We start from the raw sequence: 25,169 nt of genomic DNA, 5'->3' as shown, positions 1-25,169 counted from the left end.
TTCTTTTAAAGTGGTCAATAATGAGAGGCAACTTTGAGCAATAAAATCGTTACTCTAGAAATCAATCTAGAACCTTCGGACAATCGCCGCCTAGCGAGTCTTTGCGGTCCTTTCGATGACAATATTAAACACCTAGAGCGTCGATTAGGCGTTGAAATCAGCTACCGTGGCAACTTCTTTACCATCGTAGGTAAACCGCACACATCAGCAGCTGCGCTTGAAATCATTAAAACGCTTTACGTAAACACAGCGCCTATTCGGGGCAACATTCCTGATGTTGAGCCTGATGAAATTCATCTTGCGATCAAAGAAACTGGTGTCCTTGAGCAAAACCTTGAGTCGAATATTGAGCACGGTAAAGAGGTGTTTATTAAGACCAAAAAAGGTGTCATCAAGCCTCGTACACCAAACCAAGCTCAATACTTGGTTAATATGGTCACTCATGATATCTCTTTTGGTATTGGCCCTGCGGGTACCGGTAAAACTTACCTTGCGGTTGCAGCTGCAGTTGATGCATTAGAGCGTCAAGAGATTCGCCGAATCCTACTGACACGCCCAGCTGTAGAGGCCGGTGAAAAGCTTGGCTTCCTGCCTGGTGATTTAAGTCAGAAAGTCGACCCATACCTTCGTCCACTATACGATGCATTGTTTGAGATGTTAGGCTTTGAAAAAGTTGAAAAGCTGATTGAGCGTAACGTTATCGAAGTTGCACCACTGGCTTACATGCGCGGACGCACTCTAAATGACGCCTTTATCATTCTAGATGAAAGCCAAAACACGACAGTCGAGCAGATGAAAATGTTCCTGACGCGTATTGGTTTTAATTCTCGCGCGGTGATCACCGGTGACGTTACTCAAATAGATTTACCGCGCGGTGCGAAGTCTGGCCTACGTCATGCTATTGAAGTACTGAGCGAAGTGGATGAGATTAGCTTTAACTTCTTCCAGTCTGACGATGTCGTTCGCCACCCTGTGGTTGCTCGAATTGTTAACGCTTATGAGAAGTGGGAAGCACAAGATCAAAAAGAGCGTAAAGAGTATGAAAAGCGTCGCCGCGAAGAGCGCGAAGCGAAGCAACTTGAAACTCAATCAGTAGAAGTAGTTAAAGAGAACAAAGAATCATGAGTATCGAACTCGATTTACAATTCGCGGTCAAAGAAGAGAGTGGGTTGCCATCTGAGTCAGATTTCCAAGTTTGGCTAGATAAAACAATCCCTCTCTTTCAAGCGCAAGCTGAAGTGACGATTCGATTGGTTGACGAAGAAGAAAGTCAACAACTCAATCATGATTACCGTGGTAAAGATAAGCCGACTAACGTGCTATCTTTTCCATTTGAAGCGCCTCCTGGAATGGAGATTGACTTACTGGGTGACCTTATTATTTGTCGCCAAGTGGTTGAACGTGAAGCTATCGAGCAAGAAAAGCCTCTAATGGCACATTGGGCGCATATGGTTGTACATGGCAGCTTGCATCTGCTAGGTTATGATCATATTGAGGATGATGAAGCTGAAGAGATGGAATCCCTCGAAACAGAAATCATGCAAGGTATGGGTTTTGAAGACCCCTATTTAGCTGAAAAACAAAGCTAAGTACTCGATACTAAGCTTACGTGTGCTATCACACATCTGATAGCGTTACTTAATTGAGAAACAATGAACGAAGACAATTCGCCCTCCTCTCTAGAAGGTAAGAAAGAAAAATCTGAAGGTCCGAGTAGAAAGTCCTTCTTCGGACGCCTAGGCCAACTCTTCCAAGGTGAACCTAAAGATCGCCAAGAGCTTGTGGAAGTATTCCGCGACTCAGAAGAGAATGACCTGATTGACCATGACACCCGCGACATGCTCGAAGGCGTTATGGAAATCTCTGAAATGCGTGTACGTGACATTATGATCCCGCGCTCGCAAATGGTGACTGTTGACCGAAGCGACAATCTTGACGCTTTAGTCCACTTGATTACAGATGCTCAGCACTCACGCTACCCTGTTATCAGTGAAGACAAAGACCATGTAGAAGGTATTCTGCTAGCGAAGGACTTACTTAAATATTTGGGCTCTCAAAGTGCTCCATTTGATATCGAACAAGTGATCCGTACTGCGGTCGTTGTTCCTGAAAGTAAACGCGTCGATCGTCTACTTAAAGAGTTCCGTGAGGAACGTTATCACATGGCGATTGTCGTAGATGAGTTCGGTGGCGTTTCTGGCCTAGTGACTATCGAAGATATTCTTGAAGAAATCGTTGGTGAAATCGAAGATGAATTCGACGACGAAGAAGAACTGGATATTCGCAAGCTCAGCAAGCACACCTTCGCAGTAAAAGCGCTAACCACCATTGAAGAGTTTAACGACACCTTCAACACTTCATTCAGTGATGATGAAGTAGATACAGTGGGCGGCATGGTAATGACAGCGTTTGGTCACCTACCTTCACGCGGTGAAGTGATTGAGATCGAACATTACAGCTTCAAAGTTACCTCTGCGGATAACCGTCGCGTGTTACAACTTCAAGTAACCATTCCCGACGTGGAGTCTCTTCCGGAACCTGCCGAAGAGTAACGCTAATTCCCATTAATGGGATATTCAGAAAAGACAACGATGATAAATACTCTTTTTCATCGCCTAAAACGGCCGCTCGCGGCCGTTTTTGTTGGCGCGATAACTACCCTTGCTTTTGCCCCTTATCAGCTTTGGCCACTTGCCATTGCAACCCCAGCCCTACTCTTGCTATTGATTCACAACCAAAGTGCAAAACGCGCGCTATGGATTGGTTACGCTTGGGGAATAGGTCAATTCGCCACAGGTATTAGCTGGGTTCATATCAGCATTGATAACTTCGGCGGTATGCCAAAAATAGCCAGCGTATTCTTAATGACAATGCTAATCGGCTACCTTGCGATCTATTCCGCTCTATTCTGTTGGAGCCTCAATCGTTTTTTTCCACAATCAAACCGAGTCCGCTTTCTGTTAATTGCACCTGTGCTGTGGTTAATCACTGATTGGTTACGTGGATGGGTGATGACAGGCTTCCCTTGGCTATGGCTCGGATACAGTCAGATTGAAAGCCCATTAGCTAACTTTGCGCCTCTTGGTGGTGTAGAGCTACTTACTTTCTTATTAATCTTGAGTGCTGGCGCCTTCACATATGCCGCTTTACATCGCCAGTGGTTACACTTGCTAATTCCTGTTGTGATATTTTCTGCAGGGTATGGGCTAAATGCTGCATCTTGGGTTACTCCTAATCCAGAAAGCACCACTAAGGTCGCACTGATTCAAGGCAATATTGCCCAAGAGTTAAAATGGCTGCCGAGTCAACGCTGGCCAACCATCATGAAATATACCGATCTAACTCGTGAGAACTGGGATGCGGATATCATCATCTGGCCAGAGGCTGCAATTCCTGCGTTTGAGTTTGAGATCTCAGCTTTTCTGCGAAACCTAGATTCCGCAGCAAAGCTAAATCATAGCGCGGTCATTACTGGTGTCGTCAACCAAGGGGAAGATAGAAAGTTTTACAACAGCATCTTAACCGTAGGTGACACAGCATATGGCGATTACAGCTATGACATGAATCAGCGTTACCACAAACATCACCTACTACCGTTTGGGGAATTTGTACCGTTTGAAACCATTTTGAGGCCGCTTGCCCCCTTCTTTAACTTGCCCATGTCTTCATTCAGTCGTGGGGATTTTGTTCAGCCAAACATCGACGCCAATGGCAAACAGATGGCACCAGCGCTCTGTTACGAAATCATCTTCAACGAGCAAGTCCGTCAGAATGTTAACGATGAAACCGATTTTATCTTAACGCTCTCGAATGATGCTTGGTTTGGTAGTTCAATTGGCCCACTTCAGCATATGGAAATCGCTCGTATGCGTGCTCTTGAACTTGGAAAGCCTGTTATTCGCTCAACCAATAACGGAGTAACGGCGGTCACTGACTACCAAGGTAATGTCGTGGCTCAAATACCCCAATTTGAAACCGGCGTACTTCGAACTGAGATCGTTTCGACTATTGGCCAAACCCCTTACCGCCAAGTAGGCACTTGGCCATTGTATATATGGGTAGCATTGAGCTTAGTAATAGGCTTCAGATTAAGAGATTAGATAGCTAAAGGGTGACATGAGAATGTCACCCTTTTTGTTTTTGTCATCCTCGAGAGCGAGTGAGTTGAAGAACTCTTGAGGCGAGCGGAGCTTTTAAAAAGATGCCCAATTCCCTCATACTTCGGTCTAGGGAATGATGCTGCTCATTGACTAAGGTTTCAATGGCTGTCGACTAAAGCCCTTACAGCCACATTTGGTACAAGGAATGATCACTGTTGGGTGGTTGTACTCTGTTTTATGGCCGCAATCATCACAAATGAGTACACCTAAACCTATCACCTCTCCGGCTTGATACAAACCTTGGTGCTCAAGATCAGCAAACAACTCAACCCATTCCACTTTGGTTCTATCGGTAATTTCAAGTAAACCTTGCCAGATTGAATCGGCAATCATCAAGTAAAAAGGACCACCTTTGGACTCTTCGTAGTTTTGCGAAAACTCTTTTAAATCAGACTTAACGTAAGCTGAAACAAGCGCCAGTTCATCTTTCGTCATGTCATTGGCTGCATCCACAACCTTTCCAGAGGTTTCGAAAACCTGGTTAACTTCATCGGGGCTATGCTTCAATGCCTCAACGACATCTTCAAACATCTCCTCGTAACCCGCTTTGCGTTTTGGCATCGCTGACCTCCTTTATGATTCACTGATGCAAATTCATATAGCCATCTAAAGTCAATAAACATCACCATCTTTACGTGATTTGAGTGGGTATTGGCTATTGTTGTGCCCCTCTCCTTTAGGTATTCTATGACGATCTATTAAAGTCTGTTCTAACCGAACTCACAAATTCCAAGATAACCGGATACCATCGATGCAAGAACAATATAACCCGCAAGAGATTGAACAAAAGGTTCAACAACACTGGGATAACAGCGAGACCTTCGTTGTAAGTGAAGACCCAAACAAAGAAAAATTCTACTGTCTTTCTATGTTTCCTTACCCAAGTGGTCGACTGCACATGGGTCACGTGCGTAACTACACCATCGGTGATGTGGTATCTCGTTTCCAACGTCTTCAAGGCAAAAACGTTATGCAACCTATCGGTTGGGACGCATTCGGCCTACCAGCAGAGAACGCAGCAGTAAAAAATAACACTGCACCGGCGCCATGGACTTACGAAAACATTGAGTACATGAAGAACCAACTTAAGCTGCTTGGTTTTGGTTACGACTGGAACCGTGAATTCGCGACCTGTACACCTGAATACTACCGCTGGGAACAAGAGTTCTTCACTAAGCTTTACAACAAAGGCCTAGTATACAAAAAGACCTCTTCAGTTAACTGGTGTCCTAATGACCAAACGGTTCTTGCAAACGAGCAGGTTGAAGATGGCTGCTGCTGGCGTTGTGATACTCCAGTAGAGCAAAAGAAAATTCCTCAGTGGTTCATTAAAATCACAGAATACGCTCAAGAGCTACTTGACGATCTAGACAACCTAGAAGGTTGGCCTGAAATGGTTAAGACCATGCAGCGCAACTGGATTGGTCGTTCTGAAGGTGTCGAACTATCTTTCGCTGTAAACGGTGAAGAAGCACCTCTAGAAGTTTACACAACGCGTCCAGACACATTAATGGGTGTTTCTTACGTGGGCATCGCTGCAGGTCACCCGCTTGCAGAGAAAGCGTCTCAGAACAACCCTGAACTTGCTGCATTCGTAGATGAGTGTCGCAACACCAAAGTTGCTGAAGCTGAACTGGCAACGATGGAAAAGAAAGGCATGGATACGGGTCTAACCGCTATTCACCCTCTTAACGGTCGTGTTGTTCCTGTTTACGTAGCAAACTTCGTTCTTATGGATTACGGCACAGGTGCGGTAATGGCGGTTCCAGCTCACGACCAGCGTGACTACGAATTCGCGACTAAGTACGGCATCGACATCATTCCAGTTATCAAGCCAGAAGATGGCAGCGAGCTAGATATTTCTGAAGCGGCTTACACTGAGAAAGGCGTACTATTTGATTCTGGTGAATTCGATGGCCTTGCTTTCCAAGAAGCGTTCGATGCAATCGCAGCGAAACTAGAAGCTGAAGGTAAAGGTAAGAAAACTGTTAACTTCCGTCTACGTGATTGGGGTGTTTCTCGTCAACGTTACTGGGGCGCACCGATCCCAATGGTAACGACTGAAGATGGTGAAGTTCACCCAGTACCAGCAGATCAGCTACCTGTCATTCTTCCAGAAGATGTCGTGATGGATGGCGTAACAAGCCCAATCAAAGCTGACAAAGAATGGGCGAAGACAACCTTCAATGGTGAGCCTGCTCTACGTGAAACAGACACCTTCGATACGTTCATGGAATCTTCTTGGTACTACGCACGTTACTGTTCACCACAAGCTGACGATATCCTAGATCCAGAAAAAGCAAACTACTGGTTGCCAGTAGACCAGTACGTTGGTGGTATCGAGCACGCTTGTATGCACCTATTGTACTCTCGCTTCTTCCACAAACTACTACGTGACGCAGGTTACGTAACGTCTGACGAGCCGTTCAAACAGCTTCTATGTCAAGGCATGGTACTAGCTGACGCGTTCTACCACGAGAACGAAAAAGGCACTAAAGAATGGATCGCTCCGACTGACGTAACGGTTGAGCGTGACGGCAAAGGTCGCATCGAGAAAGCGGTCGACAATAAAGGTCGTAACGTTGAGCACTCAGGCATGATCAAAATGTCTAAGTCAAAAAACAACGGTATCGACCCTCAAGAGATGGTTGATAAGTACGGCGCAGATACAGTACGTCTATTCATGATGTTCGCATCTCCAGCGGACATGACGCTTGAATGGCAAGAATCTGGCGTTGAAGGTGCAAACCGCTTCCTGAAGCGTGTATGGAAACTGGTTCACGCACACTCATCAAAAGGCGCAGCTGAAGCTGTTGATGCAGCTGCACTGTCTGGTGACCAAAAAGCACTTCGCCGCGACGTACACAAAACCATCGCGAAAGTGACAGACGATATTGGTCGTCGTCAAACGTTCAACACCGCGATTGCTGCAATCATGGAACTGATGAACAAACTGGCAAAAGCGCCTCAAGAGTCTGCGCAAGATCGCGCAATTCTTGATGAAGCACTAAAAGCAGTTGTTCGCATGCTTTACCCAATGACTCCTCACATCTCTTACGAAATGTGGATTGCTCTGGGCGAGTCTGATGTTGATTCAGCATCATGGCCAACATTCGATGAGAAAGCGCTAGTCGAAGACGAAAAGACTATCGTTGTTATGATCAACGGTAAGCTACGTGCGAAACTAACGGTTGCTGCAGATGCAACAGAAGAGCAAGTTCGTGAGCTTGGTCTAAACGATGAAAACGCTAAGAAATTCCTAGATGGCCTAACAATTCGTAAAGTTATCTTCGTTCCTGGCAAACTTCTGAACATCGTTGCGAACTAATCACAACTTCATCAGTCTTAAGCAGGGTAGTCATACCCTGCTTTATTTATCTTATGGTTTTAGGTTTCGTTTCAACTAAACGTAGAATCCTAAGATAAGTATTCCAATAATTGAGAGCCATCAATCTATGTTTCGCCGACTATCGCGCCTATTTCCATTTTCTTCTGTAAAGCTCACTGTTGCTGTACTTATGGCGAGCCTATTGACTGGTTGTGGCTTTCACCTACGTGGTGATTACTCTATCCCTGATGAGCTCAATACCCTATCCCTTACCAGTTACGACTCATACAGCACCTTTACACGCATGATGAAAGGACAATTGCGTCTTAGCGAAGTGAATATTGTCCCACCAGCTTCTGACGTACCAAACCTGCATCTCGTGAGTGAAGGCATTGGTGAACGTACTCTCTCACTTTACCAAAACACTCGAGCGGCAGAAAAAGAGATCACCTTCCGTGCCTCTTACCGCGTGACCGTGCCAGATGTAGGATCAAAAACTTATTCCACCAGCGTGACACGTAGCTACCTAGACAACCCGCTGAGTGCACTTGCAAAATCGGTGGAACGCGACATGATTGAAGATGAAATGCGTAAGCTGGCAGCAACTCAAATCGTACGCCAGATGGCTCGCTTAAAAGCTGATATCGAACACAATGAGTTCAATGATGATGTGCAAGAACAGCAACTCAAAGATGACGATGAAGAGTACCGAATTAGAACCTACTCCAGCGACACTTCAGGTCAGTAAGAGGTTTACATGCGAGTTTTCGCTGATCGATTAGGGGAACAACTGTCAAAGCAGCTTCACCCTACTTATCTTATTTTTGGTGGCGAGCCTCTCTTGTTACAAGAGTCTCGTCAAGCGATTCAAAAAGCCGCATTTGCGCAGGGCTTCGAAGAGCGTCACCGCTTTGCCATCGACAGTTCATTTGATTGGAATCTTGTTTACGATTGCTGCCAAGCAATGAGTCTATTTTCTGCTCGTCAAATCATCGAACTAGAACTTCCAGAAGCTGGCGTTAACGCTGCAATTGCGAAAGAGCTATTGGCTATTGCTGACTTGCTGCATCAAGACGTGCTCTTGGTCGTCATTGGCACCAAGCTCACCAAAGCGCAAGAAAACGCTAAGTGGTTCAAAGCGCTTTCGAGCAAAGGATGCTGGGTCAGTTGTTTAACGCCGGATATTCAGCGCCTGCCTCAATTTGTTCAAGCTCGATGCCGCGCATTAAACCTTAAGCCAGATCCAGAAGCCGTACAAATGCTGGCTCAATGGCATGAAGGCAATCTATTTGCTCTGACACAAAGTCTAGAAAAGCTGGCCCTATTGTATCCTGATGGGCAACTAAACCTTATCCGCCTTGAAGAATCTCTAAGCCGACACAATCATTTTACCGCCTTTCACTGGATAGACGCATTACTTGCCGGAAAGGCCAACCGCGCCCAACGAATTATGCGCCAGCTGGAAGCAGAAGGTGTTGAAGTCGTCATATTAGCGCGCACCATTCAGAAAGAACTCTCCCAGCTACTTGCTATGTTGCAAATGATGAAGAGTTCTTCGATGAGCCAAGTATTTGAGTCTTATCGCATTTGGCAATCGAAACGACCACTCTATTCAGCGGCATTAGGACGATTATCAGTGGCGCGAGTAAGTCAACTTCTACAGTTGCTCGCTAAAATTGAAATACTGACCAAAACTCAGTACGACCAGTCTAGCTGGCCACTATTACACCAGTTAAGCGCTGAGATGTGCCTACCTCAGGTGAAGCTATAAAAAGCGTGATATACTGCGCCGCCTTTTAAGGCCGCAGTCCAACTGTGAACCCAAATTAATCAATGAGGACAATACCTTGCAACTTGAAGAGCTCAATGAATTCTTAGTAGACAAAGTCGATGATATGAAAGCAGAAAACATCAAAACCATTGATGTTCAAGGCAAATCTAGCATTACTGACTACATGATCATCTGCACCGGCACTTCAAAGCGTCACGTTTCATCTATCGCTGACCACGTCGCAAGAGAATCTAAACTTGCGGGTATCGAGCCACTAGGTATGGAAGGTGAAAACGAAGGTGAATGGGTTGTACTGGATATGGGTACAACCATGATTCACGTGATGCAAGAAGAACAGCGCGAGCTATACCAACTAGAGAAGCTTTGGGGCTAAGCGATGAAATTACAATTGATTGCCGTTGGCACCAAAATGCCAAAGTGGGTCGAAGAAGGCTTCCAAGAATACAAACGCCGTTTTCCACATGACATGCCTTTAGAATTGATCGAAATTCCAGCAGGGAAACGAGGAAAAAACGCCGACATTGCAAGAATTCTGCAAAAAGAAGGCGAAGCGATGCTTGCAGCCGTGCCAAAAGGCAATCGAATTGTTACGCTTGATATTCCAGGTAAAAAGTGGGATACCCCACAACTGGCAGAGCAACTAGAAAACTGGAAACTAGACGCACGTGATGTGTCTATTTTAATTGGTGGCCCAGAAGGGCTTGCGCCAGCGTGTAAAGCGGCGGCAGACCAAAGTTGGTCACTGTCTGCTCTAACATTACCACACCCTTTAGTCCGTATCGTGATGGCGGAAAGTTTGTATCGAGCGTGGAGCATTACCGCTAACCACCCTTACCACCGAGAATAATCGTTCATGTTACGGAAGCGCTCCCAAATAAGGGACTATCAAGAAGAAGCACGGCTTTTCAAAAGTCGTGCTGTTGTCGCTTTTATGGGTATCGTTGTCATGATGGGTGCGCTAGTCACCAACCTATACAACATCCAGATCAATCAATTCCAAGATTACCAAACGCGTTCTAACGACAACCGTATTAAAGTCGTTCCTATTGCGCCTAACCGAGGCTTAATCTACGACCGAAACGGTAATTTATTGGCCGAAAACCGTCCAGTATTTAGCTTGGAATTAACGCCAGAGAAGATCAAAGATATGGACGACACGATCAGTCGTCTACAAGAGATCTTGATCATCACACCAGAGCAAGTTGAGCGATTTCGTAAAGAGCGCCGTCACTCACGACGCTTTAAATCTGTACCGATTCTCACTCAGCTTACCCCTGACCAAGTTGCAAAGTTCTCGGTCAACCAACACAAATTCCCTGGGGTCTCGGTTAACGCAGCTCTAAAGCGTCACTACCCTTATGGCGCAGTATTGACGCATGTCATTGGTTACGTATCACGCATCAATGACCGCGATATGCAAAGGCTGATACGAGAAGAGAAAGACGCAAATTACCAAGCTACGCGAGACATAGGTAAACTGGGTATTGAACGTTACTATGAAGACATGCTCCACGGAACGGCGGGCTACCAAGAGGTGGAAGTCAACAGCCGTGGGCGCATCATTCGTACCTTAAAATACGTTCCACCAGTTCCGGGAAGAGATATCGTATTAAACCTTGATATCAACCTACAGCTTTACGCCCATGAGATAATGAACAGCCGACGTGGCAGCATTGTTATTCTCGATCCAGAAGATAATGGCGTATTGGCTATGGTTTCGAGCCCAAGCTACGATCCGAATTCATTTGTGCATGGTATTTCCGGAAAAGACTACCGCGCATTACTTGAAGACAAGAATCGACCTTTGGTTAACCGTGCGACGCTAGGTATCTACCCACCAGCATCAACCATCAAACCATTCATGGCGGTAGCAGCACTGCAAGAAGGTGTTATTACCCCTTATACAACACGTAACGATCCTGGATATTGGAAAATCCCGAACTCTAAAACCAAACCATTTAGAGATTGGTTACGTTGGGGACACGGCAAAGTCGATATCATTAAATCGATCGAAGAATCAGTAGATACCTTCTTCTACCAAGTCGCTTATGACATGGGTATCGATCGCATTTCAAACTGGATGATGATGTTTGGTTTTGGTGACTATACCGGCATCGATATCTACGAAGAAAGCAAAGCAAATATGCCAACGCGTGAATGGAAGATGGCAAGGCACCGTACACCTTGGTATCAAGGCGATACGATCCCTGTTGGTATTGGCCAAGGCTACTGGACAGCAACTCCGATGCAGATAGCAAAAGCGACCTCTGTATTGGTGAAACGTGGTGAAGTTGTGGCACCTCACTTACTGCGCGCCACCATTGATAACGGCAACTTGTTTGAAACTCAGCAGCTTTCTGAAATCGAAACTTACCCGCCGATAACAGGTGTACAAGAGCGTTACTGGGATATGGCTATCGAAGGTATGCGTCTAGTTAACCATGGTAAGAAAGGCACGGCTCGCCGCGCGTTTTACAACACTGAGTATGTCAGCGCCGGTAAATCTGGTACTGCTCAGGTGTTTGGCCTAGGTGAAGACCAAGAATACAACGCCGATGAGCTAGCCGAGCACTTACGTGACCACGCTTTATTTACCGGCTTTGCCCCAATTGATGATCCTAAACTGATTGTCACTATGGTGTTAGAAAATGCAGGCGGTGGCTCTTCACAAGGCGGCCCTGTCGTTAGACAAATTTTTGATCATTTTTTGGTCGAAAAAGATAAAGAAGAAAAAGAGGCAGAAGAATAATGGATTTGAATCCAGCGACCGGTCAAAACCGCGCTCTATTTGAACGCTTCCACTTAGACTTACCTTTGCTATTGGGCATTCTTGTTCTTATGGGCTTTGGTTTGATCGTTATGTACAGCGCAAGCGGTCAAAGCCTTGCAATGATGGATCGCCAAGCGATGCGTATGGGCTTGGCACTCGGTGTCATGTTATTTCTGGCTCAAGTACCTCCAAGAACTTATGAAACGCTGGCACCGCTTATGTTTATCGGTGGCGTCGCTTTATTACTTGGCGTACTCTTTTTTGGTGAAGCATCCAAAGGGGCACAGCGTTGGCTTAACCTAGGCTTTGTTCGCTTTCAGCCTTCAGAACTCTTAAAGCTCGCCGTTCCATTGATGGTAGCGCGCTATATTGGTAAACGTTCGCTTCCACCAACATTCCAGACTTTAGTCATTTCATTAGTAATGGTTTGTGTTCCGACTATTTTGATCGCGAAACAACCGGATTTAGGAACGTCTATTCTAATTGCAGCATCCGGCATTTTTGTTATTTTCTTGGCGGGTATTAGCTGGAAGATTATCTTTGCAGCAGCATGTGGCCTCGGCGCATTCTTACCGATACTCTGGTTCTTCTTAATGCGCGAATACCAGAAAGTACGTGTTCGAACCCTATTTAATCCCGAATCTGACCCACTTGGTGCTGGCTACCACATCATACAGAGTAAAATTGCGATTGGTTCTGGTGGTATTTCAGGTAAAGGCTGGTTGCAGGGTACTCAGTCTCAGCTCGAGTTTCTGCCAGAGCGTCATACTGACTTTATCTTTGCCGTTATCGCCGAAGAATGGGGATTGATCGGCATTTTGGTACTGTTAAGTATCTACCTCTACATTATTGGTCGCGGCCTCTATTTAGCCAGTAAAGCTCAAACCGCTTTTGGCCGAATGATGGCAGGCAGTATCGTACTCAGCTTCTTTGTTTATGTATTCGTAAACATCGGTATGGTGAGTGGCATTCTTCCTGTAGTAGGTGTTCCACTTCCGCTCATCAGCTATGGCGGCACCTCAATGGTGACACTAATGGCCGGTTTTGGCATTCTTATGTCTATCCACACTCACAGAAAAGCGTTCTCTAAGGCGACCTAATATGAATAATAAATCAATGCTAGTTTTGGCCTTTATGAGCATTCTGCTAGCTGGCTGTTCTTCAGCGCCATCAAAACGCTATTCAATTGATAATGATGTGGCTCCAGAAAAACCGATTTCCGTTGATCACATTGAAGATGCTAATCCTCAATATGAACCGTATAGCTTAGGCGGTAACAAAGATTACACCCTACGCGGCGAAAGCTATAAAATCGTCAAAGATGCTCAAGGGTTCAGCGAAGAAGGCATTGCTTCCTGGTATGGCAAGAAATTCCATGGCCACTTAACGTCAAATGGTGAAATCTACGACATGTACTCTATGTCCGCGGCACATAAGACTTTGCCTTTGCCTAGCTACGTAGAAGTCACTAACAAAGACAACGGAAAGACCGCGATTGTACGAGTCAATGACCGAGGCCCCTTCCATCCCGGCCGTGTGATTGACCTCAGCTACGCAGCGGCAACCAAGCTTGATGTAATCAAAACCGGCACCGCAAACGTCTCTATCAAAGTCATCACGGTGGATAAACCAACGGCCGCGCACAAACAACAAGCATTACCAAAATTCGTCGTTCAGGTTGCCTCTTCACAACATCCAGAGCGCGTGCGAACTTTAGCGCAAGATTTAGGTCAAAAGCTTGCGGTAGAGAGTTATGTAGGATCAGAGAAAGATATCCATCGAGTTCTCCTTGGACCTTTCGATGACTACATGCAAACTCAAAAAACTTTAGAACAAGTAAAAACACTTGGCTTTCCAAGTGCGTTTATTAAATCCTTGTAGAGTTAATCTTCCAAGCTATTGAACCGACACTAGCTTGAAAGGGTGATTCTGTTAAGATATGGACAGTTAAAGATAAACCTGTAGTCAATATGAAAAAAACAACGCTTATTAAATCCGTTTTTGCGTCTTCTATTGCGCTTTCTGCAACTTTCGCAACTTCTGCTTTCGCAACTCCTATTGTTGTACCTGATGCTCCACAAATCGCAGCGAAAGGCTACGTATTGATGGACTACCATTCAGGCAAAGTTCTCGCTGAAAAAGAGATGAACACTCGTCTATCTCCTGCAAGCTTGACGAAGATGATGACCAGCTATGTAATTGGTCAAGAACTTGAGCGCGGTAACATCTCTCTTGAAGATGACGTTACGATCAGCAAAAACGCTTGGGCGAAAAACTTCCCTGACTCATCAAAAATGTTCATTGAAGTTGGTACAACGGTAAAAGTGGAAGAGCTTAACCGCGGTATCATCATTCAGTCTGGTAACGATGCATGTGTGGCAATGGCAGAACACATTGCCGGCTCCGAAGATGCTTTTGTTGACCTGATGAATGCTTGGGCTGACACCATCGGCATGAAAGATACGCACTTTGCTAACGTGCATGGTCTAGATAACCCAGATCTTTACTCAACACCTTACGACATGGCTCTATTAGGTAGCGCACTAATTCGTGATGTGCCAGATGAGTATCGTATCTACTCAGAGAAGAAATTCACTTACAACGGCATTACTCAATACAACCGTAACGGTCTACTTTGGGATAAAAGCATGAACGTGGACGGTATCAAAACTGGCCACACTAGCAATGCGGGTTACAGCCTTGTGAGCTCTGCAACTGAAGGTAAAATGCGCCTTGTTGCTGTCGTGATGGGCACCAAAAATGCGAATGCTCGTAAATCAGAAAGTAAAAAACTACTGAGCTACGGCTTCCGATTCTTTGAAACAGTGGCGCCACATAAAGCAGGTGAAACCTTTGTTGAAGAGAAAATTTGGATGGGTGACAAAGATATGGTTGCGTTGGGTTTAGACCAAGACACCTATGTAACTCTACCTCGTGGCCAAGCCAAGAACCTAAAAGCAAGCTTCGTACTTGAAAAAGAGTTAGAAGCCCCAATTAATAAAGGCGATGTTGTTGGTAAGCTATACTATCAACTAGAAGGCGAAGATGTTGCCGAGTACCCACTTCTTGCTCTTGAAGATGTAGAAGAAGGTAGTCTGTTTAGTCGTCTATGGGATTACATCGTAATGCTATTTAAGAGCTTCTTATAATTGTAATTCTTAACGAATTCATCGAAAAAGCCGCTTATTGCGGCTTTTTTTATCACACCTGAGCCATAACAGGTGTATTGAGATTTAACGTTAATGACAGTAATATTCCGCGCTGCGAAAATGACTGTCCAACTTGGAGTTTCCTATGCTGAATATTAACTCAGATGCAAAGCTGAAAGACCTACTTGAGTTCCCTTGCTCGTTCACTTACAAAGTAATGGGCTATGCAAAACCAGAACTACCAGAAAAGGTTCTTGAAGTGATCCAACGCCATGCTCCAGGCGATTACAGCCCAGTAGTAAAGCCAAGTGCAAAAGGCAACTACCACTCAGTATCAGTCAACATCACTGCAACTTCTATTGAGCAAGTTGAAACGCTTTACAAAGAGCTCGGTGAAATTGATATTGTACGTATGGTTCTATAATTTTATTTGATACCTTCAATTTTTTTTGAAAGCAGCGAAAGCTGCTTTCTTTTTAGTTATCAAACAGATAATAATCCTACATATTCTCTAGGGTTAAAAATGTGTTACTGGTATATAGTTGAATTAGCGGATCCAGTTTATAATCTGGCAACTTAATTCATCGACCGTGGGATCTGGAATGCAAAACCAGCTTGTTGTGAAGTATTTGGGAAGACAAGATTACCAGCCAATTTGGCAAGCAATGCATGACTTTACCGACAACCGAACTGATGAAACTGTCGATGAAATCTGGCTTGTTGAACACAACCCAGTATTTACGCAAGGTCAAGCGGGCAAAGCGGAGCACCTTTTAAATACCGGTGATATTCCTGTTGTACAAAGCGACCGCGGCGGTCAAGTGACCTATCATGGCCCAGGCCAATTGGTCGCATATTTCTTGATAAACCTGCGTAGAAAGAAGTTAGGTGTTAGAGATCTCGTTACTCATATTGAGAACCTCGTGATCAACACCTTAAAGCATTACAATATTGACGCGGCGGCAAGACCGGATGCACCCGGTGTATATGTCGATGGCAAAAAGATCTGCTCTTTAGGGCTTAGAATCCGTAAAGGCTGTTCATTCCATGGCCTCGCGCTCAACGTAGATATGGATTTAAGTCCATTTTTACGAATCAATCCGTGTGGTTATGCCGGAATGGAAATGGTCCAGGTGAGCCAACTAGGCGGACCAAAAGATCTCGAACAAGTCGAAAAGACCTTAGTCGAAGAACTTGTTACTTTGCTTGGCTACGGGCAAGTTGAATTCAGCACAGAAGCTCTTTCTGTACGATAAGAAGTAAAGAGAAGCAAAAGAAGCATGAGTAAACCAATTCAAATGGAAAAAGGCGTTAAGTACCGCGACGCCGATAAGATGGCACTTATTCCAGTAAAAAATATGCCAACTGAGCAAAAAGAAGTTCTACGCAAGCCTGAATGGATGAAGATTAAACTACCTTCAGACAGTCAACGTATCCAAGATATCAAATCGGCTATGCGTAAAAATAACCTGCACTCCGTTTGTGAAGAAGCGTCATGCCCTAACCTTGCTGAATGTTTCAACCACGGTACCGCGACCTTTATGATCTTAGGTGCGATCTGTACTCGTCGCTGCCCTTTCTGTGACGTTGCACACGGCCGCCCATTAACACCTGAAGCGGATGAGCCGAAGAAACTGGCAAAAACTATCCAAGATATGAAGCTAAAGTATGTGGTAATCACGTCAGTTGACCGTGATGATCTACGTGATGGCGGCGCTCAGCACTTCGCTGACTGTAACCGAGAGATCCGTGAGTTAAACCCACATATTAAGATTGAAACACTGGTTCCTGACTTCCGTGGTCGTATGGACGTTGCGCTTGAGCTACTTAAAGACAACCCGCCAGATGTGTTCAACCACAACTTAGAAACTGCACCTCGTCTTTACCGTAAGGCTCGTCCAGGTGCAAACTACAAGTGGTCTTTAGATCTACTTAAAAAGTTCAAAGAACAGCACCCTGATATCCCAACTAAGTCCGGTGTCATGATGGGTTTAGGCGAAACCAAAGAAGAGATCATTCAAGTACTGAAAGATTTACGTGAGCACGGCGTGACCATGCTAACACTAGGCCAATACTTAGCGCCAAGCCGTCATCACCTTCCTGTAGAGCGTTATGTTCCACCATCAGAATTTGATGAACTGAAAGAAATTGCACTAGAACTTGGCTTTACACACGCCGCTTGTGGTCCATTCGTACGCTCTTCGTACCACGCAGATCTTCAAGCACAAGGTGTAGAAGTAAGCTAACTTAAGCTTCATCTTGTTGAAAGGGTTGACAGAATAAGCCAGCCCTTTTTGTTATCGATTCTTGAATGAGACAGCACACTTCTATAGTCTTACCCTATAACCATTACAAAATACCTAATCGATAAGGTATATATCCAAGGATCTAACATGAAAAAATTAGGGTTTATCGCCATCGCATTAGCAACGCTTTCTGTTGGTTGCGCTTCAAATACAAAGCAAGACAATTTTAGAGAAGCATCTTTTGAGCTTTGTAATACCGAAGTTGATATCTACTCAGTCAGTGATGATGGTCGTGTTCGTATTATCTGTTCCGACGGTTCTAAATTTGCTTTAACAAGCGAAGATACACTAGAAACCATGCGTGACATCAACATCGACTACTGCGATGGTGAAGGTCTAGGTAAATTTAACGAGAGCCGCAAATACTACTCGTTCAAATGTAAGTCAGGAACGTTACTTAGCATTTCAAAATAAGCTAAGAAACCAGTCAGTAAAAGGGTTGATGTGAAAAGATCAGCCCTTTTTGCTTTATTGTCATCTTCAAGACTTTCCCTACTCCTCACCTTCATTGCTCTATGGAATGATCGCTGTCCTCTCCCTTCTAAAATGTTTTTCTCCTAACATTAGCTCGATAATCTATTTTTGACAGATACAAAAAAGCCCCATCAAATGATGAGGCTTCAAATAATTTTCAAACTGAGTTGGCTCTAGTTCAAGGAAAAGGCGTGGAGTTTACGCCAGTAAATGAGCACCTTTGACGAAGAAATAGACCAAATTAGGCAGAAAAATTAAGCGTAAACTGGTAGACGCTTACAGATTTCCAATACTTTTGCTTTTGTCGCTTCGATAACTTCTTCATTGCCGATGTTATCTAGGACGTCACACATCCAGTTTGCTAGCTCTTTTGCATCTTCTTCAGTGAAACCACGACGAGTGATTGCTGGAGAACCTACACGGATACCTGAAGTAACAAATGGGCTACGAGGGTCGTTTGGTACAGAGTTCTTGTTCACAGTGATGTTTGCTGCACCTAGAGCTGCATCAGCATCTTTACCTGTGATGTCTTTATCGATTAAGTCGACTAGGAACAGGTGGTTTTCAGTACCGTTAGATACGATTTTGTAACCACGCTCTTGGAACTGAGCAACCATTGCTTTCGCGTTTTTCACTACGCGAGATTGGTACGCTTTAAATTCTGGTTCCATTGCTTCTTTAAACGCGACCGCTTTACCCGCGATTACGTGCATTAGAGGACCACCTTGACCACCTGGGAAGACAGCTGAGTTCAGCTTCTTGTACATATCTTCACCAGCGTTAGACAGGATTAGACCGCCGCGTGGACCTGCTAGTGTTTTGTGCGTTGTTGTTGTTACAACATGAGCGTGTGGTACTGGTGTTGGGTATTCACCTGCTGCGATAAGACCAGCTACGTGTGCCATATCTACGAACAACCAAGCGCCTGCTTTGTCTGCGATTTCACGCATGCGAGCCCAATCTACGATTTGAGAGTAAGCTGAGAAACCACCGATAATCATCTTTGGCTTGTGCTCTAGAGCAAGTTGCTCCATTTCATCGTAGTTGATTTGACCCGCTTCATCGATACCGTAAGGGATAACGTTGTAATGCTTACCAGAGAAGTTTACTGGTGAACCGTGAGTCAGGTGACCACCGTGTGCTAGGCTCATACCTAAAACAGTATCGCCTGGGTTCAAAAGAGCCATGTAAACAGCGCTGTTTGCTTGAGAACCAGAGTGAGGCTGAACGTTCGCGTACTCACAGCCAAATAGCTGACACGCACGATCGATTGCTAGAGCTTCAGCTTTATCAACGTACTCACAACCACCATAGTAGCGCTTGCCTGGGTAACCTTCAGCGTACTTGTTTGTTAGCTGAGAACCTTGCGCTTCCATTACACGTGGGCTTGTGTAGTTTTCAGAAGCGATTAGTTCAATGTGTTCTTCCTGGCGAAGAGTTTCTTCTTGGATTGCTGCGAACAATTCCGCATCGTAATCTGCGATGTTCATATCACGCTTAAGCATCTGTATCTCCTGACTCAGATTTAGACTGAAATTTGCAAAAAAACTGATTATGACCCATTAATCTACGCAAAATCATTCGCGCAAACGTTTGCATCAAGCTAATGACGCGCATTCTACATAATTTGATCTAGGTCATAAAGAGAAAAATTCATTTTTTCTCATGCAGTTTTTTCATGATGATTTACAAGGATCGTCATGTTGGCACTTTTTAACTCTCGCTTTTAAGAGAAGTGTCAATTTTACCCTTTACACCCCGTAAAACGATAATTACATAGGTTTACCCTAAATTTAACCCTCAAGCTACCGAAATCCTCGTTTTTTAAATAGTATGCTCGCCATTATTGTCTAGTTAAATTTCAAATTGATGGAAAAACACTCAAAAAAAGAAGATTGGATCGCAATTCTGACTGGGACATTCCTAGTGGCTCAAGGCGTCTTCTTCTTACAATCAGCGTCGCTCCTAACTGGAGGCACAACCGGTCTTGCCCTTTTAGCAAGCCAGTTTGTTCCGGTCTCTTTTGGTACGCTCTATTTTATCGCTAATAGCCCTTTCTATTTACTCGCTTGGAAACGCTTTGGTTCACGTTTCGCATTCAATAGTGCGATTTCTGGTGCTTTGGTTTCTATTTTTGCCGATCACCTTTATTTGGTCATTAGCTTAGATACCATCAACGAAGTTTACTGCGCTGTGGCGGGAGGCCTACTGATGGGCTTAGGCATGTTGATTTTATTCCGTCATCGTTCAAGTCTGGGTGGCTTCAACGTGCTGTGCTTATTCATTCAAGATAAGTTCGGGATTTCGGTAGGTAAATCTCAACTTGCGATCGATTTCTGTATCTTAGTTGCGTCCTGCTTCTTCGTTTCACCTGAAGTGATTGGTCTCTCTATTCTTGGCGCTATCGCCCTTAATCTTGTGTTGGCAATGAACCATAAACCAACTCGTTATAGTGTAAACTACGGCTAGAGAACTAACGAACAAAAAGAGGGGGACGTAAAAACGTCCCCCTCTTTCGTCAGTCTATGGAATGACGACTTCCACACCTTAGTTCAACTCACCATGAGACGTTCGTGCTTTCACATCATGGCTTAGCTCTTTGTTCAACTCTGCTTCTACATGACCTGGTGATTGCGTACTTGCCGAAATCAAGCGATACATGGCTGGAATGACAAACAGCGTCACTAGAGTCGCAAATCCCATACCGAAGAAAATCACAGTACCTACAGCCACGCGGCTCTCATAACCCGCACCGGTTGATAGGATCAGAGGAATAGCTCCAGCTAGAGTAGTAAAAGCCGTCATCAAAATCGGGCGTAAGCGGCGCGCTGACGCATCAACAATCGCTTTTTCAAACTCAATGCCACGATCACGCAACTGGTTAGCAAACTCCACAATCAAAATACCATTTTTGGTTACCATACCAATAAGCATGATCATGCCAATCTGACTATAGATATTGAGCCCTTGCCCCATCACAAACAGACCAAGGAAGCCACCAAATACACCCATAGGCACGGTAAACATCACCACTAGAGGATTGATGAAGCTTTCAAACTGCGCTGCCAACACTAAGTAAGCCACCAGCAATGCTAAAGCGAATACCACCAGAATACTCGATTGGTTCTCTTTGTAGTCTTTCGACTCACCTGAGTAACTGACCGAAATATCCGCCGGCAAGATTTCTATGGCTTGCTGGTCTAGGAAATCAAGAGCTTCACCTAAAGTGTAACCATTCGACAAGTTAGCCGTAATGGTCACCGCCTTCTGCTTATTGTAGTGAGAAAGACGGATCGATGACGCCACTTCTTCTATCTTGGTCACTGCATCTAGAGTCACTAATTCGCCCGACGCGGTACGCATATAGATTTGACTTAAATCCGCAGCGTTATTGAAGCTATTCTCGTCACCACGCAGATAAACATCATATTCCTCACCACGCTCGACGAAGGTCGTTTCACTCTTACCACCTAGCATGATTTCTAAGGTATCTGAAATATCAGCCACACTGATCCCAAGCTCTGCAGCACGCTGCTTGTCTACCGTCACCACCAACTCTGGCGTTTTTTCTGAGTAGTTGATATCGGCCCCTTCCATGAAAGGAGATTCTTCCGCGAGACGCTCAAGCTTTTCCGCCCAAGTTTTTAGCTCCGGGTAGTCGCTACCACCCAAGACAAATTGAACAGGCTCGCTCGAACCACCTCGGAAGCCTGGCATAAACGGGAACACTCGAACATCCGGAATCCCAGCTAGAGATTTACGCACTTGACCCAACGCCTCTTGAGCCGTCACATCACGATCTTGCCAATCCTCCAATATCATGATGACAAAACCTGTTTGGTCGCCAGCGTTACCACCAAATGCTGGTGATTGGATACTGAATGACTTTAAGAAGCCTTGCCCAAGCAACGGCATCAAACGCTCTTCTACTATATCCATGTTGGCAGACATACGGTTATAACTGGTGGCATCAGCACCACGAACAAACGCAAAGATCACCCCGCGGTCTTCTGATGGCGTCAGTTGCGCCGGTACTTGTTGCATCAAACCCCAACTACCACCTACACAAGCTGCAATAACCAAAGGAGCGGCCCATTTCCACTTCAACGCGCCTTTCAATAAAGCTCGGTAACCAGACTCCAAATGACCAAACATGCGGTCGATAAAGAGGTTAAAACGGTTAGGCTTGACGTTCGCTTTGAGAAGCTTGCTGCCAAGTACTGGCGTCAGAGTCAGCGCAATTAAAGACGAGAAGATCACCGACATCGCCAGCAAAACAGAAAACTCAGTGAATATCAGACCAACCATGCCATCCATGAACGAGATCGGTAGGAAGACCATCACCAAGACTAAGGTTGTCGCAATAACAGCAAATCCTACTTCACGAGTGCCTTTATAAGCAGCCAGCAATGGCTTTTCACCGTTTTCAATGTGATGGAAAATATTCTCCACAACCACTATCGCATCATCGACCACCAGACCAATCGACAAAATCAGAGCCATTAAGGTGATTAAGTTGATAGAAAAGCCAAAGTAATACGCGGCGATAAAAGATGAAATCAAAGAGACTGGCACGGTTACCGCAGGAATCAGTGTCGCTCTCGCTTGACCAATAAAGATATAAAGTACTAAAACAACCAAGCCACCAGTGATAAAGAGCGTGCTATACACTTCGGCCACAGAACGTTCAATAAATACGGTGGAATCATAGTCAATCGCTAGACGAGTACCTTCTGGTAAGAATTGCTGAATCGCTTCAACTTCTTTATGAACACGATCTGCAACTTCAAGTGGGTTCGCATCCGATTGAGGAACAATCCCCATACTCACGTTAACGACGCCATCACTCTTAAAGGTCGAGTTCTCGTTTTCTGCGCCAATGTAAACATCTGCCACATCTTTTAAATAGATTGGCGTGTTGTCGCTGGCTCGTTTTACCACTAAGTATTCAAAATCTTGCACTTGGCTGTAACTGCGCGCGGTACGAACCGACATTACGATCTGATCGTTACGAACTTCGCCCCCTGGGCTTTCCATATTCTCGCTACGAAGTGCGGAAGTAATGTCTGATGTCGTCACACCGCGCCCCGCCATCTGCTCTGGCTGCAGCTTGACGTACATGACTTTATACAGACCACCTGAGACATCAACTGAACTCACACCTGAAATTAAGCTGAAACGATCCATTAGAACTCGCTCTACATAATCCGTGAGCTGAGTTCGGTCCATTTCAGAAGAACTTAAATTGATGTATAACGATGCTTCACCTGAGCCGTTATTTTTAAACACCACAGGGTCGTCTGCTTCATCGGGCAGCGATCGTTGAGCACGCGCCACAGCATCACGCACATCACTCACACCAGTATTCAGGTCATAGCCTAAATCAAACGTAATCGTGATACGTGACATACCATTTCGCGTGGTGGAAGAGATTTCATCAATACCACTGATACCCGAAAGCTGATCTTCTAAATTGGAGGTAATTTGGCTTTCAATAATGGTTGCAGACGCACCTTCATAGCGCGTACTGATAGAGACCACTGGGCTTTCGATATCGGGCATCTCTCGAACGGCCAATTTATTAAAAGAGACAATACCAAATACACAGAGCAACAAGCTCAAGACTAAAGCCGCAACAGGCCTTTTAACCGAAACATCAGATAACAGCATTAGTTACTGCCCTCTTGCGATTTTTGTTTACCCTTAGGACGGCCATCGCTACCAAGTTCAGAGACAGTGATGCCATCACGCATATTCACAATACCCTGTACAACGATTTTATCGCCGATGGTTAACCCTTCTTCAATGACAACTAAATTGTCTACGCGCGCGCCTAAAATTACTTCAGTGCGCACCGCTTTATTATCCGCTCCAACAACGTAAACGTAACGCTTGGTACCCGAGTACTCCAAAGCTTGTACTGGAATAATTGGCGCTTCCATCGCAGGGAAATCCATATCTGCAGAGACCAACATACCTGGCTTCAAATCTTGTTGTGGATTGTCGAAATGAATACGAACGCGCAAGTTTAGCGTCTCTTGATTGATTCGAGAGTCAATACCCACCACCTCACCAGTAAACACCTTACCTTGCCATGCAGCAGTAGTGGCAGTGACCTTCATACCTTTTGCAAGTTGAGATAGATAACGCTCAGGCACTTGCAGATCCAATTGCATCACAGATAAATCATCCAGTGAAAGTAACTCTGCGCCTGCACTCACCAATTTTCCGCGACTAAAATCAATAAAACCAACCGTGCCAGAGAAAGGTGCACTAATGTGAAGGTCCTTTAGGTTGGCATTGGCTGCATCAAGGCGCGCCTGTGCAATATCGACACTGGTTTTTTGCGCATCGATTTCCGTCTGGGTAATCGCATTACGCTTCACCAAACGCTGAAACTCTTTCAATTTACGCTGTTCATCTTTAAGGTAAGCGCTCGCTTCGGCAACAGATGCACGCGCTTTATCATCATCTAACTGCACCAAAAGCTGCCCTTGCGTCACTTCTTGGTTGGCTTCTACAGCTATGACATCAACTTTACCCGCCACTTCTGGCGAAATTGTCACCGATTGCTCTGCATCTAACTTACCGACAAGTGAAAGGGATTGAGAAACTTGATGAATTTGCACTTGTTCAGTTACAACCGTGACACTTGATGGACCTTGCCTTTTCGCTAATGAAGCAGGAGAAACGGCAAGAATAGACAAGGATAAAAGACTCAGAACGATTTTATTTTTCATGATGGAATTCTGCATGGATAAACTCCGTTTATTGTATCCCGTATTACGTATTATGAACGTCAAGTAATGTAAAGAGGGCGAAATAATATGTAAGCAAAGCCGTTGATTGTTTAAGCTTAATGCTCAATTCCTGCCACCTTTGCCCAAAAAGGCACCATTCAGTTCAAAATTATAAGAAAACACTTTACAGCTTTAGCGAGTTTGCTATGATTCGCTCCGCACTTGAGAGATGAGTTGGGAAATCATCAATTAAGTATAAAAATACCCTGGAGGGGTTCCCGAGTGGCCAAAGGGATCAGACTGTAAATCTGCTGGCACTGCCTTCGATGGTTCGAATCCGTCCCCCTCCACCATATTTTATCTAGTGTTTATTCCTTTAAAACATTAGAAAAGCTTGATTGTTGTGTTGGGAAAACATCAGTTAAGGATAAAACACCCTGGAGGGGTTCC

Annotated in this window: 22 protein-coding genes and 1 tRNA gene; 19 read left to right on the top strand and 4 right to left on the bottom strand. The window is 44.9% G+C overall.

The window, feature by feature from the left end; genetic code table 11:
* The first annotated feature begins 33 nt into the window (after nucleotides 1–33).
* From GVO60_RS14760 to lnt, 4 genes are all read left to right on the top strand, one after another.
* Nucleotides 34–1,125: a PhoH family protein gene (locus GVO60_RS14760; RefSeq protein WP_159655355.1), complete on the top strand. Its 1,092-nt coding sequence runs from the start codon at nucleotides 34–36 to the stop codon at nucleotides 1,123–1,125.
* Nucleotides 1,122–1,589 carry an rRNA maturation RNase YbeY gene (ybeY, locus tag GVO60_RS14755; RefSeq protein WP_159655353.1) on the top strand — a complete coding sequence of 156 codons (468 nt, stop codon included), beginning with the start codon at nucleotides 1,122–1,124 and terminating at the stop codon, nucleotides 1,587–1,589. The genes GVO60_RS14760 and ybeY overlap by 4 nt, the downstream gene beginning before the upstream one ends.
* 63 nt (nucleotides 1,590–1,652) lie before the next feature.
* A complete protein-coding gene (gene corC / locus GVO60_RS14750; protein WP_159655351.1) occupies nucleotides 1,653–2,552 on the top strand; it encodes a CNNM family magnesium/cobalt transport protein CorC in 900 nt (299 codons plus the stop codon).
* A 39-nt stretch (nucleotides 2,553–2,591) separates the two neighbouring features.
* Nucleotides 2,592–4,100 carry an apolipoprotein N-acyltransferase gene (lnt, locus tag GVO60_RS14745; RefSeq protein ID WP_159655349.1) on the top strand — a complete coding sequence of 503 codons (1,509 nt, stop codon included), beginning with the start codon at nucleotides 2,592–2,594 and terminating at the stop codon, nucleotides 4,098–4,100.
* 150 nt (nucleotides 4,101–4,250) lie between these two features.
* Here lnt and GVO60_RS14740 read toward each other — a convergent pair whose 3' ends face one another.
* Nucleotides 4,251–4,721 carry a zinc ribbon-containing protein gene (locus tag GVO60_RS14740; protein ID WP_159655347.1) on the bottom strand — a complete coding sequence of 157 codons (471 nt, stop codon included), beginning with the start codon at nucleotides 4,719–4,721 and terminating at the stop codon, nucleotides 4,251–4,253.
* Between the two features lie 190 nt (nucleotides 4,722–4,911).
* On the opposite strand from GVO60_RS14740, the gene leuS reads away from it, so the two are divergent.
* From leuS to GVO60_RS14675, 13 genes are all read left to right on the top strand, one after another.
* Entirely contained in the window at nucleotides 4,912–7,488 is a 2,577-nt protein-coding gene (gene leuS, locus GVO60_RS14735; protein ID WP_159655345.1) for a leucine--tRNA ligase, read from the top strand.
* Nucleotides 7,489–7,615: 127 nt separating this feature from the next.
* Nucleotides 7,616–8,236: an LPS-assembly lipoprotein LptE gene (locus tag GVO60_RS14730; RefSeq protein WP_159655343.1), complete on the top strand. Its 621-nt coding sequence runs from the start codon at nucleotides 7,616–7,618 to the stop codon at nucleotides 8,234–8,236.
* Nucleotides 8,237–8,245: 9 nt separating this feature from the next.
* Nucleotides 8,246–9,259, top strand: a complete 1,014-nt coding sequence (holA, locus tag GVO60_RS14725; protein ID WP_159655341.1) for a DNA polymerase III subunit delta — start codon at nucleotides 8,246–8,248, stop codon at nucleotides 9,257–9,259.
* Nucleotides 9,260–9,335: 76 nt separating this feature from the next.
* Nucleotides 9,336–9,653 carry a ribosome silencing factor gene (gene rsfS / locus GVO60_RS14720; RefSeq protein WP_159655339.1) on the top strand — a complete coding sequence of 106 codons (318 nt, stop codon included), beginning with the start codon at nucleotides 9,336–9,338 and terminating at the stop codon, nucleotides 9,651–9,653.
* A 3-nt stretch (nucleotides 9,654–9,656) separates the two neighbouring features.
* Nucleotides 9,657–10,127, top strand: a complete 471-nt coding sequence (gene rlmH, locus GVO60_RS14715) for a 23S rRNA (pseudouridine(1915)-N(3))-methyltransferase RlmH (RefSeq protein WP_159655337.1) — start codon at nucleotides 9,657–9,659, stop codon at nucleotides 10,125–10,127.
* Between the two features lie 6 nt (nucleotides 10,128–10,133).
* Nucleotides 10,134–12,029, top strand: a complete 1,896-nt coding sequence (gene mrdA / locus GVO60_RS14710) for a penicillin-binding protein 2 (RefSeq protein ID WP_159655335.1) — start codon at nucleotides 10,134–10,136, stop codon at nucleotides 12,027–12,029.
* Complete coding sequence (gene rodA / locus GVO60_RS14705; protein ID WP_159655333.1) at nucleotides 12,029–13,150, top strand: rod shape-determining protein RodA; 1,122 nt, start codon at nucleotides 12,029–12,031, stop codon at nucleotides 13,148–13,150. The genes mrdA and rodA overlap by 1 nt, the downstream gene beginning before the upstream one ends.
* A 1-nt stretch (nucleotide 13,151) precedes the next feature.
* A complete protein-coding gene (locus GVO60_RS14700) occupies nucleotides 13,152–13,931 on the top strand; it encodes a septal ring lytic transglycosylase RlpA family protein (protein ID WP_159655331.1) in 780 nt (259 codons plus the stop codon).
* Between the two features lie 89 nt (nucleotides 13,932–14,020).
* Entirely contained in the window at nucleotides 14,021–15,199 is a 1,179-nt protein-coding gene (locus GVO60_RS14695) for a serine hydrolase (RefSeq protein WP_159655329.1), read from the top strand.
* Between the two features lie 145 nt (nucleotides 15,200–15,344).
* Nucleotides 15,345–15,623 (top strand): DUF493 family protein YbeD, encoded by a 279-nt coding sequence (gene ybeD / locus GVO60_RS14690; RefSeq protein ID WP_159655327.1) that lies wholly within the window; start codon nucleotides 15,345–15,347, stop codon nucleotides 15,621–15,623.
* A 178-nt stretch (nucleotides 15,624–15,801) separates the two neighbouring features.
* Nucleotides 15,802–16,455 (top strand): lipoyl(octanoyl) transferase LipB, encoded by a 654-nt coding sequence (gene lipB / locus GVO60_RS14685; RefSeq protein WP_159655325.1) that lies wholly within the window; start codon nucleotides 15,802–15,804, stop codon nucleotides 16,453–16,455.
* A gap of 24 nt (nucleotides 16,456–16,479) precedes the next feature.
* Entirely contained in the window at nucleotides 16,480–17,445 is a 966-nt protein-coding gene (lipA, locus tag GVO60_RS14680; protein WP_159655323.1) for a lipoyl synthase, read from the top strand.
* A gap of 147 nt (nucleotides 17,446–17,592) precedes the next feature.
* Complete coding sequence (locus GVO60_RS14675; protein WP_159655321.1) at nucleotides 17,593–17,919, top strand: hypothetical protein; 327 nt, start codon at nucleotides 17,593–17,595, stop codon at nucleotides 17,917–17,919.
* 314 nt (nucleotides 17,920–18,233) lie between these two features.
* Here GVO60_RS14675 and glyA read toward each other — a convergent pair whose 3' ends face one another.
* Nucleotides 18,234–19,484, bottom strand: a complete 1,251-nt coding sequence (gene glyA / locus GVO60_RS14670) for a serine hydroxymethyltransferase (RefSeq protein WP_159655319.1) — start codon at nucleotides 19,482–19,484, stop codon at nucleotides 18,234–18,236.
* A gap of 364 nt (nucleotides 19,485–19,848) precedes the next feature.
* Here glyA and GVO60_RS14665 point away from each other — a divergent pair, with 364 nt between their 5' ends.
* Nucleotides 19,849–20,448 carry a YitT family protein gene (locus GVO60_RS14665; RefSeq protein WP_159655317.1) on the top strand — a complete coding sequence of 200 codons (600 nt, stop codon included), beginning with the start codon at nucleotides 19,849–19,851 and terminating at the stop codon, nucleotides 20,446–20,448.
* A gap of 78 nt (nucleotides 20,449–20,526) precedes the next feature.
* Here the strand turns inward: GVO60_RS14665 and vexH are convergent, their stop codons facing one another.
* Together vexH and GVO60_RS14655 are read right to left on the bottom strand one after the other, a co-directional pair.
* Nucleotides 20,527–23,649 (bottom strand): vibriobactin export RND transporter permease subunit VexH, encoded by a 3,123-nt coding sequence (vexH, locus tag GVO60_RS14660; RefSeq protein WP_159655315.1) that lies wholly within the window; start codon nucleotides 23,647–23,649, stop codon nucleotides 20,527–20,529.
* Nucleotides 23,649–24,719 (bottom strand): efflux RND transporter periplasmic adaptor subunit, encoded by a 1,071-nt coding sequence (locus GVO60_RS14655; protein WP_159655391.1) that lies wholly within the window; start codon nucleotides 24,717–24,719, stop codon nucleotides 23,649–23,651. Before GVO60_RS14655 ends, vexH begins: the two co-directional genes overlap by 1 nt.
* Before the next feature lie 268 nt (nucleotides 24,720–24,987).
* On the opposite strand from GVO60_RS14655, the gene GVO60_RS14650 reads away from it, so the two are divergent.
* Nucleotides 24,988–25,072, top strand: a tRNA-Tyr gene (locus GVO60_RS14650).
* Nucleotides 25,073–25,169: the final 97 nt, after the last annotated feature.

Origin of the sequence: Vibrio atypicus, assembly GCF_009811315.1 — a bacterium.
GTDB classification, from domain to species: domain Bacteria; phylum Pseudomonadota; class Gammaproteobacteria; order Enterobacterales; family Vibrionaceae; genus Vibrio; species Vibrio atypicus.
This window is presented reverse-complemented; position numbering and strand designations above follow the sequence as displayed.

What these genes read in the sequence shown, in the direction of transcription:
- lnt (WP_159655349.1), top strand. Translation starts at nt 2,592, where the DNA reads ATGATAAATACTCTTTTTCATCGCCTAAAACGGCCGCTCGCGGCCGTT.
- GVO60_RS14665 (WP_159655317.1), top strand. Translation starts at nt 19,849, where the DNA reads ATGGAAAAACACTCAAAAAAAGAAGATTGGATCGCAATTCTGACTGGG.
- glyA (WP_159655319.1), bottom strand. Translation starts at nt 19,484, where the DNA reads ATGCTTAAGCGTGATATGAACATCGCAGATTACGATGCGGAATTGTTC.
- ybeD (WP_159655327.1), top strand. Translation starts at nt 15,345, where the DNA reads ATGCTGAATATTAACTCAGATGCAAAGCTGAAAGACCTACTTGAGTTC.
- rlmH (WP_159655337.1), top strand. Translation starts at nt 9,657, where the DNA reads ATGAAATTACAATTGATTGCCGTTGGCACCAAAATGCCAAAGTGGGTC.
- GVO60_RS14740 (WP_159655347.1), bottom strand. Translation starts at nt 4,721, where the DNA reads ATGCCAAAACGCAAAGCGGGTTACGAGGAGATGTTTGAAGATGTCGTT.
- GVO60_RS14695 (WP_159655329.1), top strand. Translation starts at nt 14,021, where the DNA reads ATGAAAAAAACAACGCTTATTAAATCCGTTTTTGCGTCTTCTATTGCG.
- lipB (WP_159655325.1), top strand. Translation starts at nt 15,802, where the DNA reads ATGCAAAACCAGCTTGTTGTGAAGTATTTGGGAAGACAAGATTACCAG.
- corC (WP_159655351.1), top strand. Translation starts at nt 1,653, where the DNA reads ATGAACGAAGACAATTCGCCCTCCTCTCTAGAAGGTAAGAAAGAAAAA.
- GVO60_RS14655 (WP_159655391.1), bottom strand. Translation starts at nt 24,719, where the DNA reads ATGAAAAATAAAATCGTTCTGAGTCTTTTATCCTTGTCTATTCTTGCC.
- holA (WP_159655341.1), top strand. Translation starts at nt 8,246, where the DNA reads ATGCGAGTTTTCGCTGATCGATTAGGGGAACAACTGTCAAAGCAGCTT.
- mrdA (WP_159655335.1), top strand. Translation starts at nt 10,134, where the DNA reads ATGTTACGGAAGCGCTCCCAAATAAGGGACTATCAAGAAGAAGCACGG.
- ybeY (WP_159655353.1), top strand. Translation starts at nt 1,122, where the DNA reads ATGAGTATCGAACTCGATTTACAATTCGCGGTCAAAGAAGAGAGTGGG.
- rodA (WP_159655333.1), top strand. Translation starts at nt 12,029, where the DNA reads ATGGATTTGAATCCAGCGACCGGTCAAAACCGCGCTCTATTTGAACGC.
- GVO60_RS14675 (WP_159655321.1), top strand. Translation starts at nt 17,593, where the DNA reads ATGAAAAAATTAGGGTTTATCGCCATCGCATTAGCAACGCTTTCTGTT.
- vexH (WP_159655315.1), bottom strand. Translation starts at nt 23,649, where the DNA reads ATGCTGTTATCTGATGTTTCGGTTAAAAGGCCTGTTGCGGCTTTAGTC.
- lipA (WP_159655323.1), top strand. Translation starts at nt 16,480, where the DNA reads ATGAGTAAACCAATTCAAATGGAAAAAGGCGTTAAGTACCGCGACGCC.
- leuS (WP_159655345.1), top strand. Translation starts at nt 4,912, where the DNA reads ATGCAAGAACAATATAACCCGCAAGAGATTGAACAAAAGGTTCAACAA.
- GVO60_RS14730 (WP_159655343.1), top strand. Translation starts at nt 7,616, where the DNA reads ATGTTTCGCCGACTATCGCGCCTATTTCCATTTTCTTCTGTAAAGCTC.
- GVO60_RS14700 (WP_159655331.1), top strand. Translation starts at nt 13,152, where the DNA reads ATGAATAATAAATCAATGCTAGTTTTGGCCTTTATGAGCATTCTGCTA.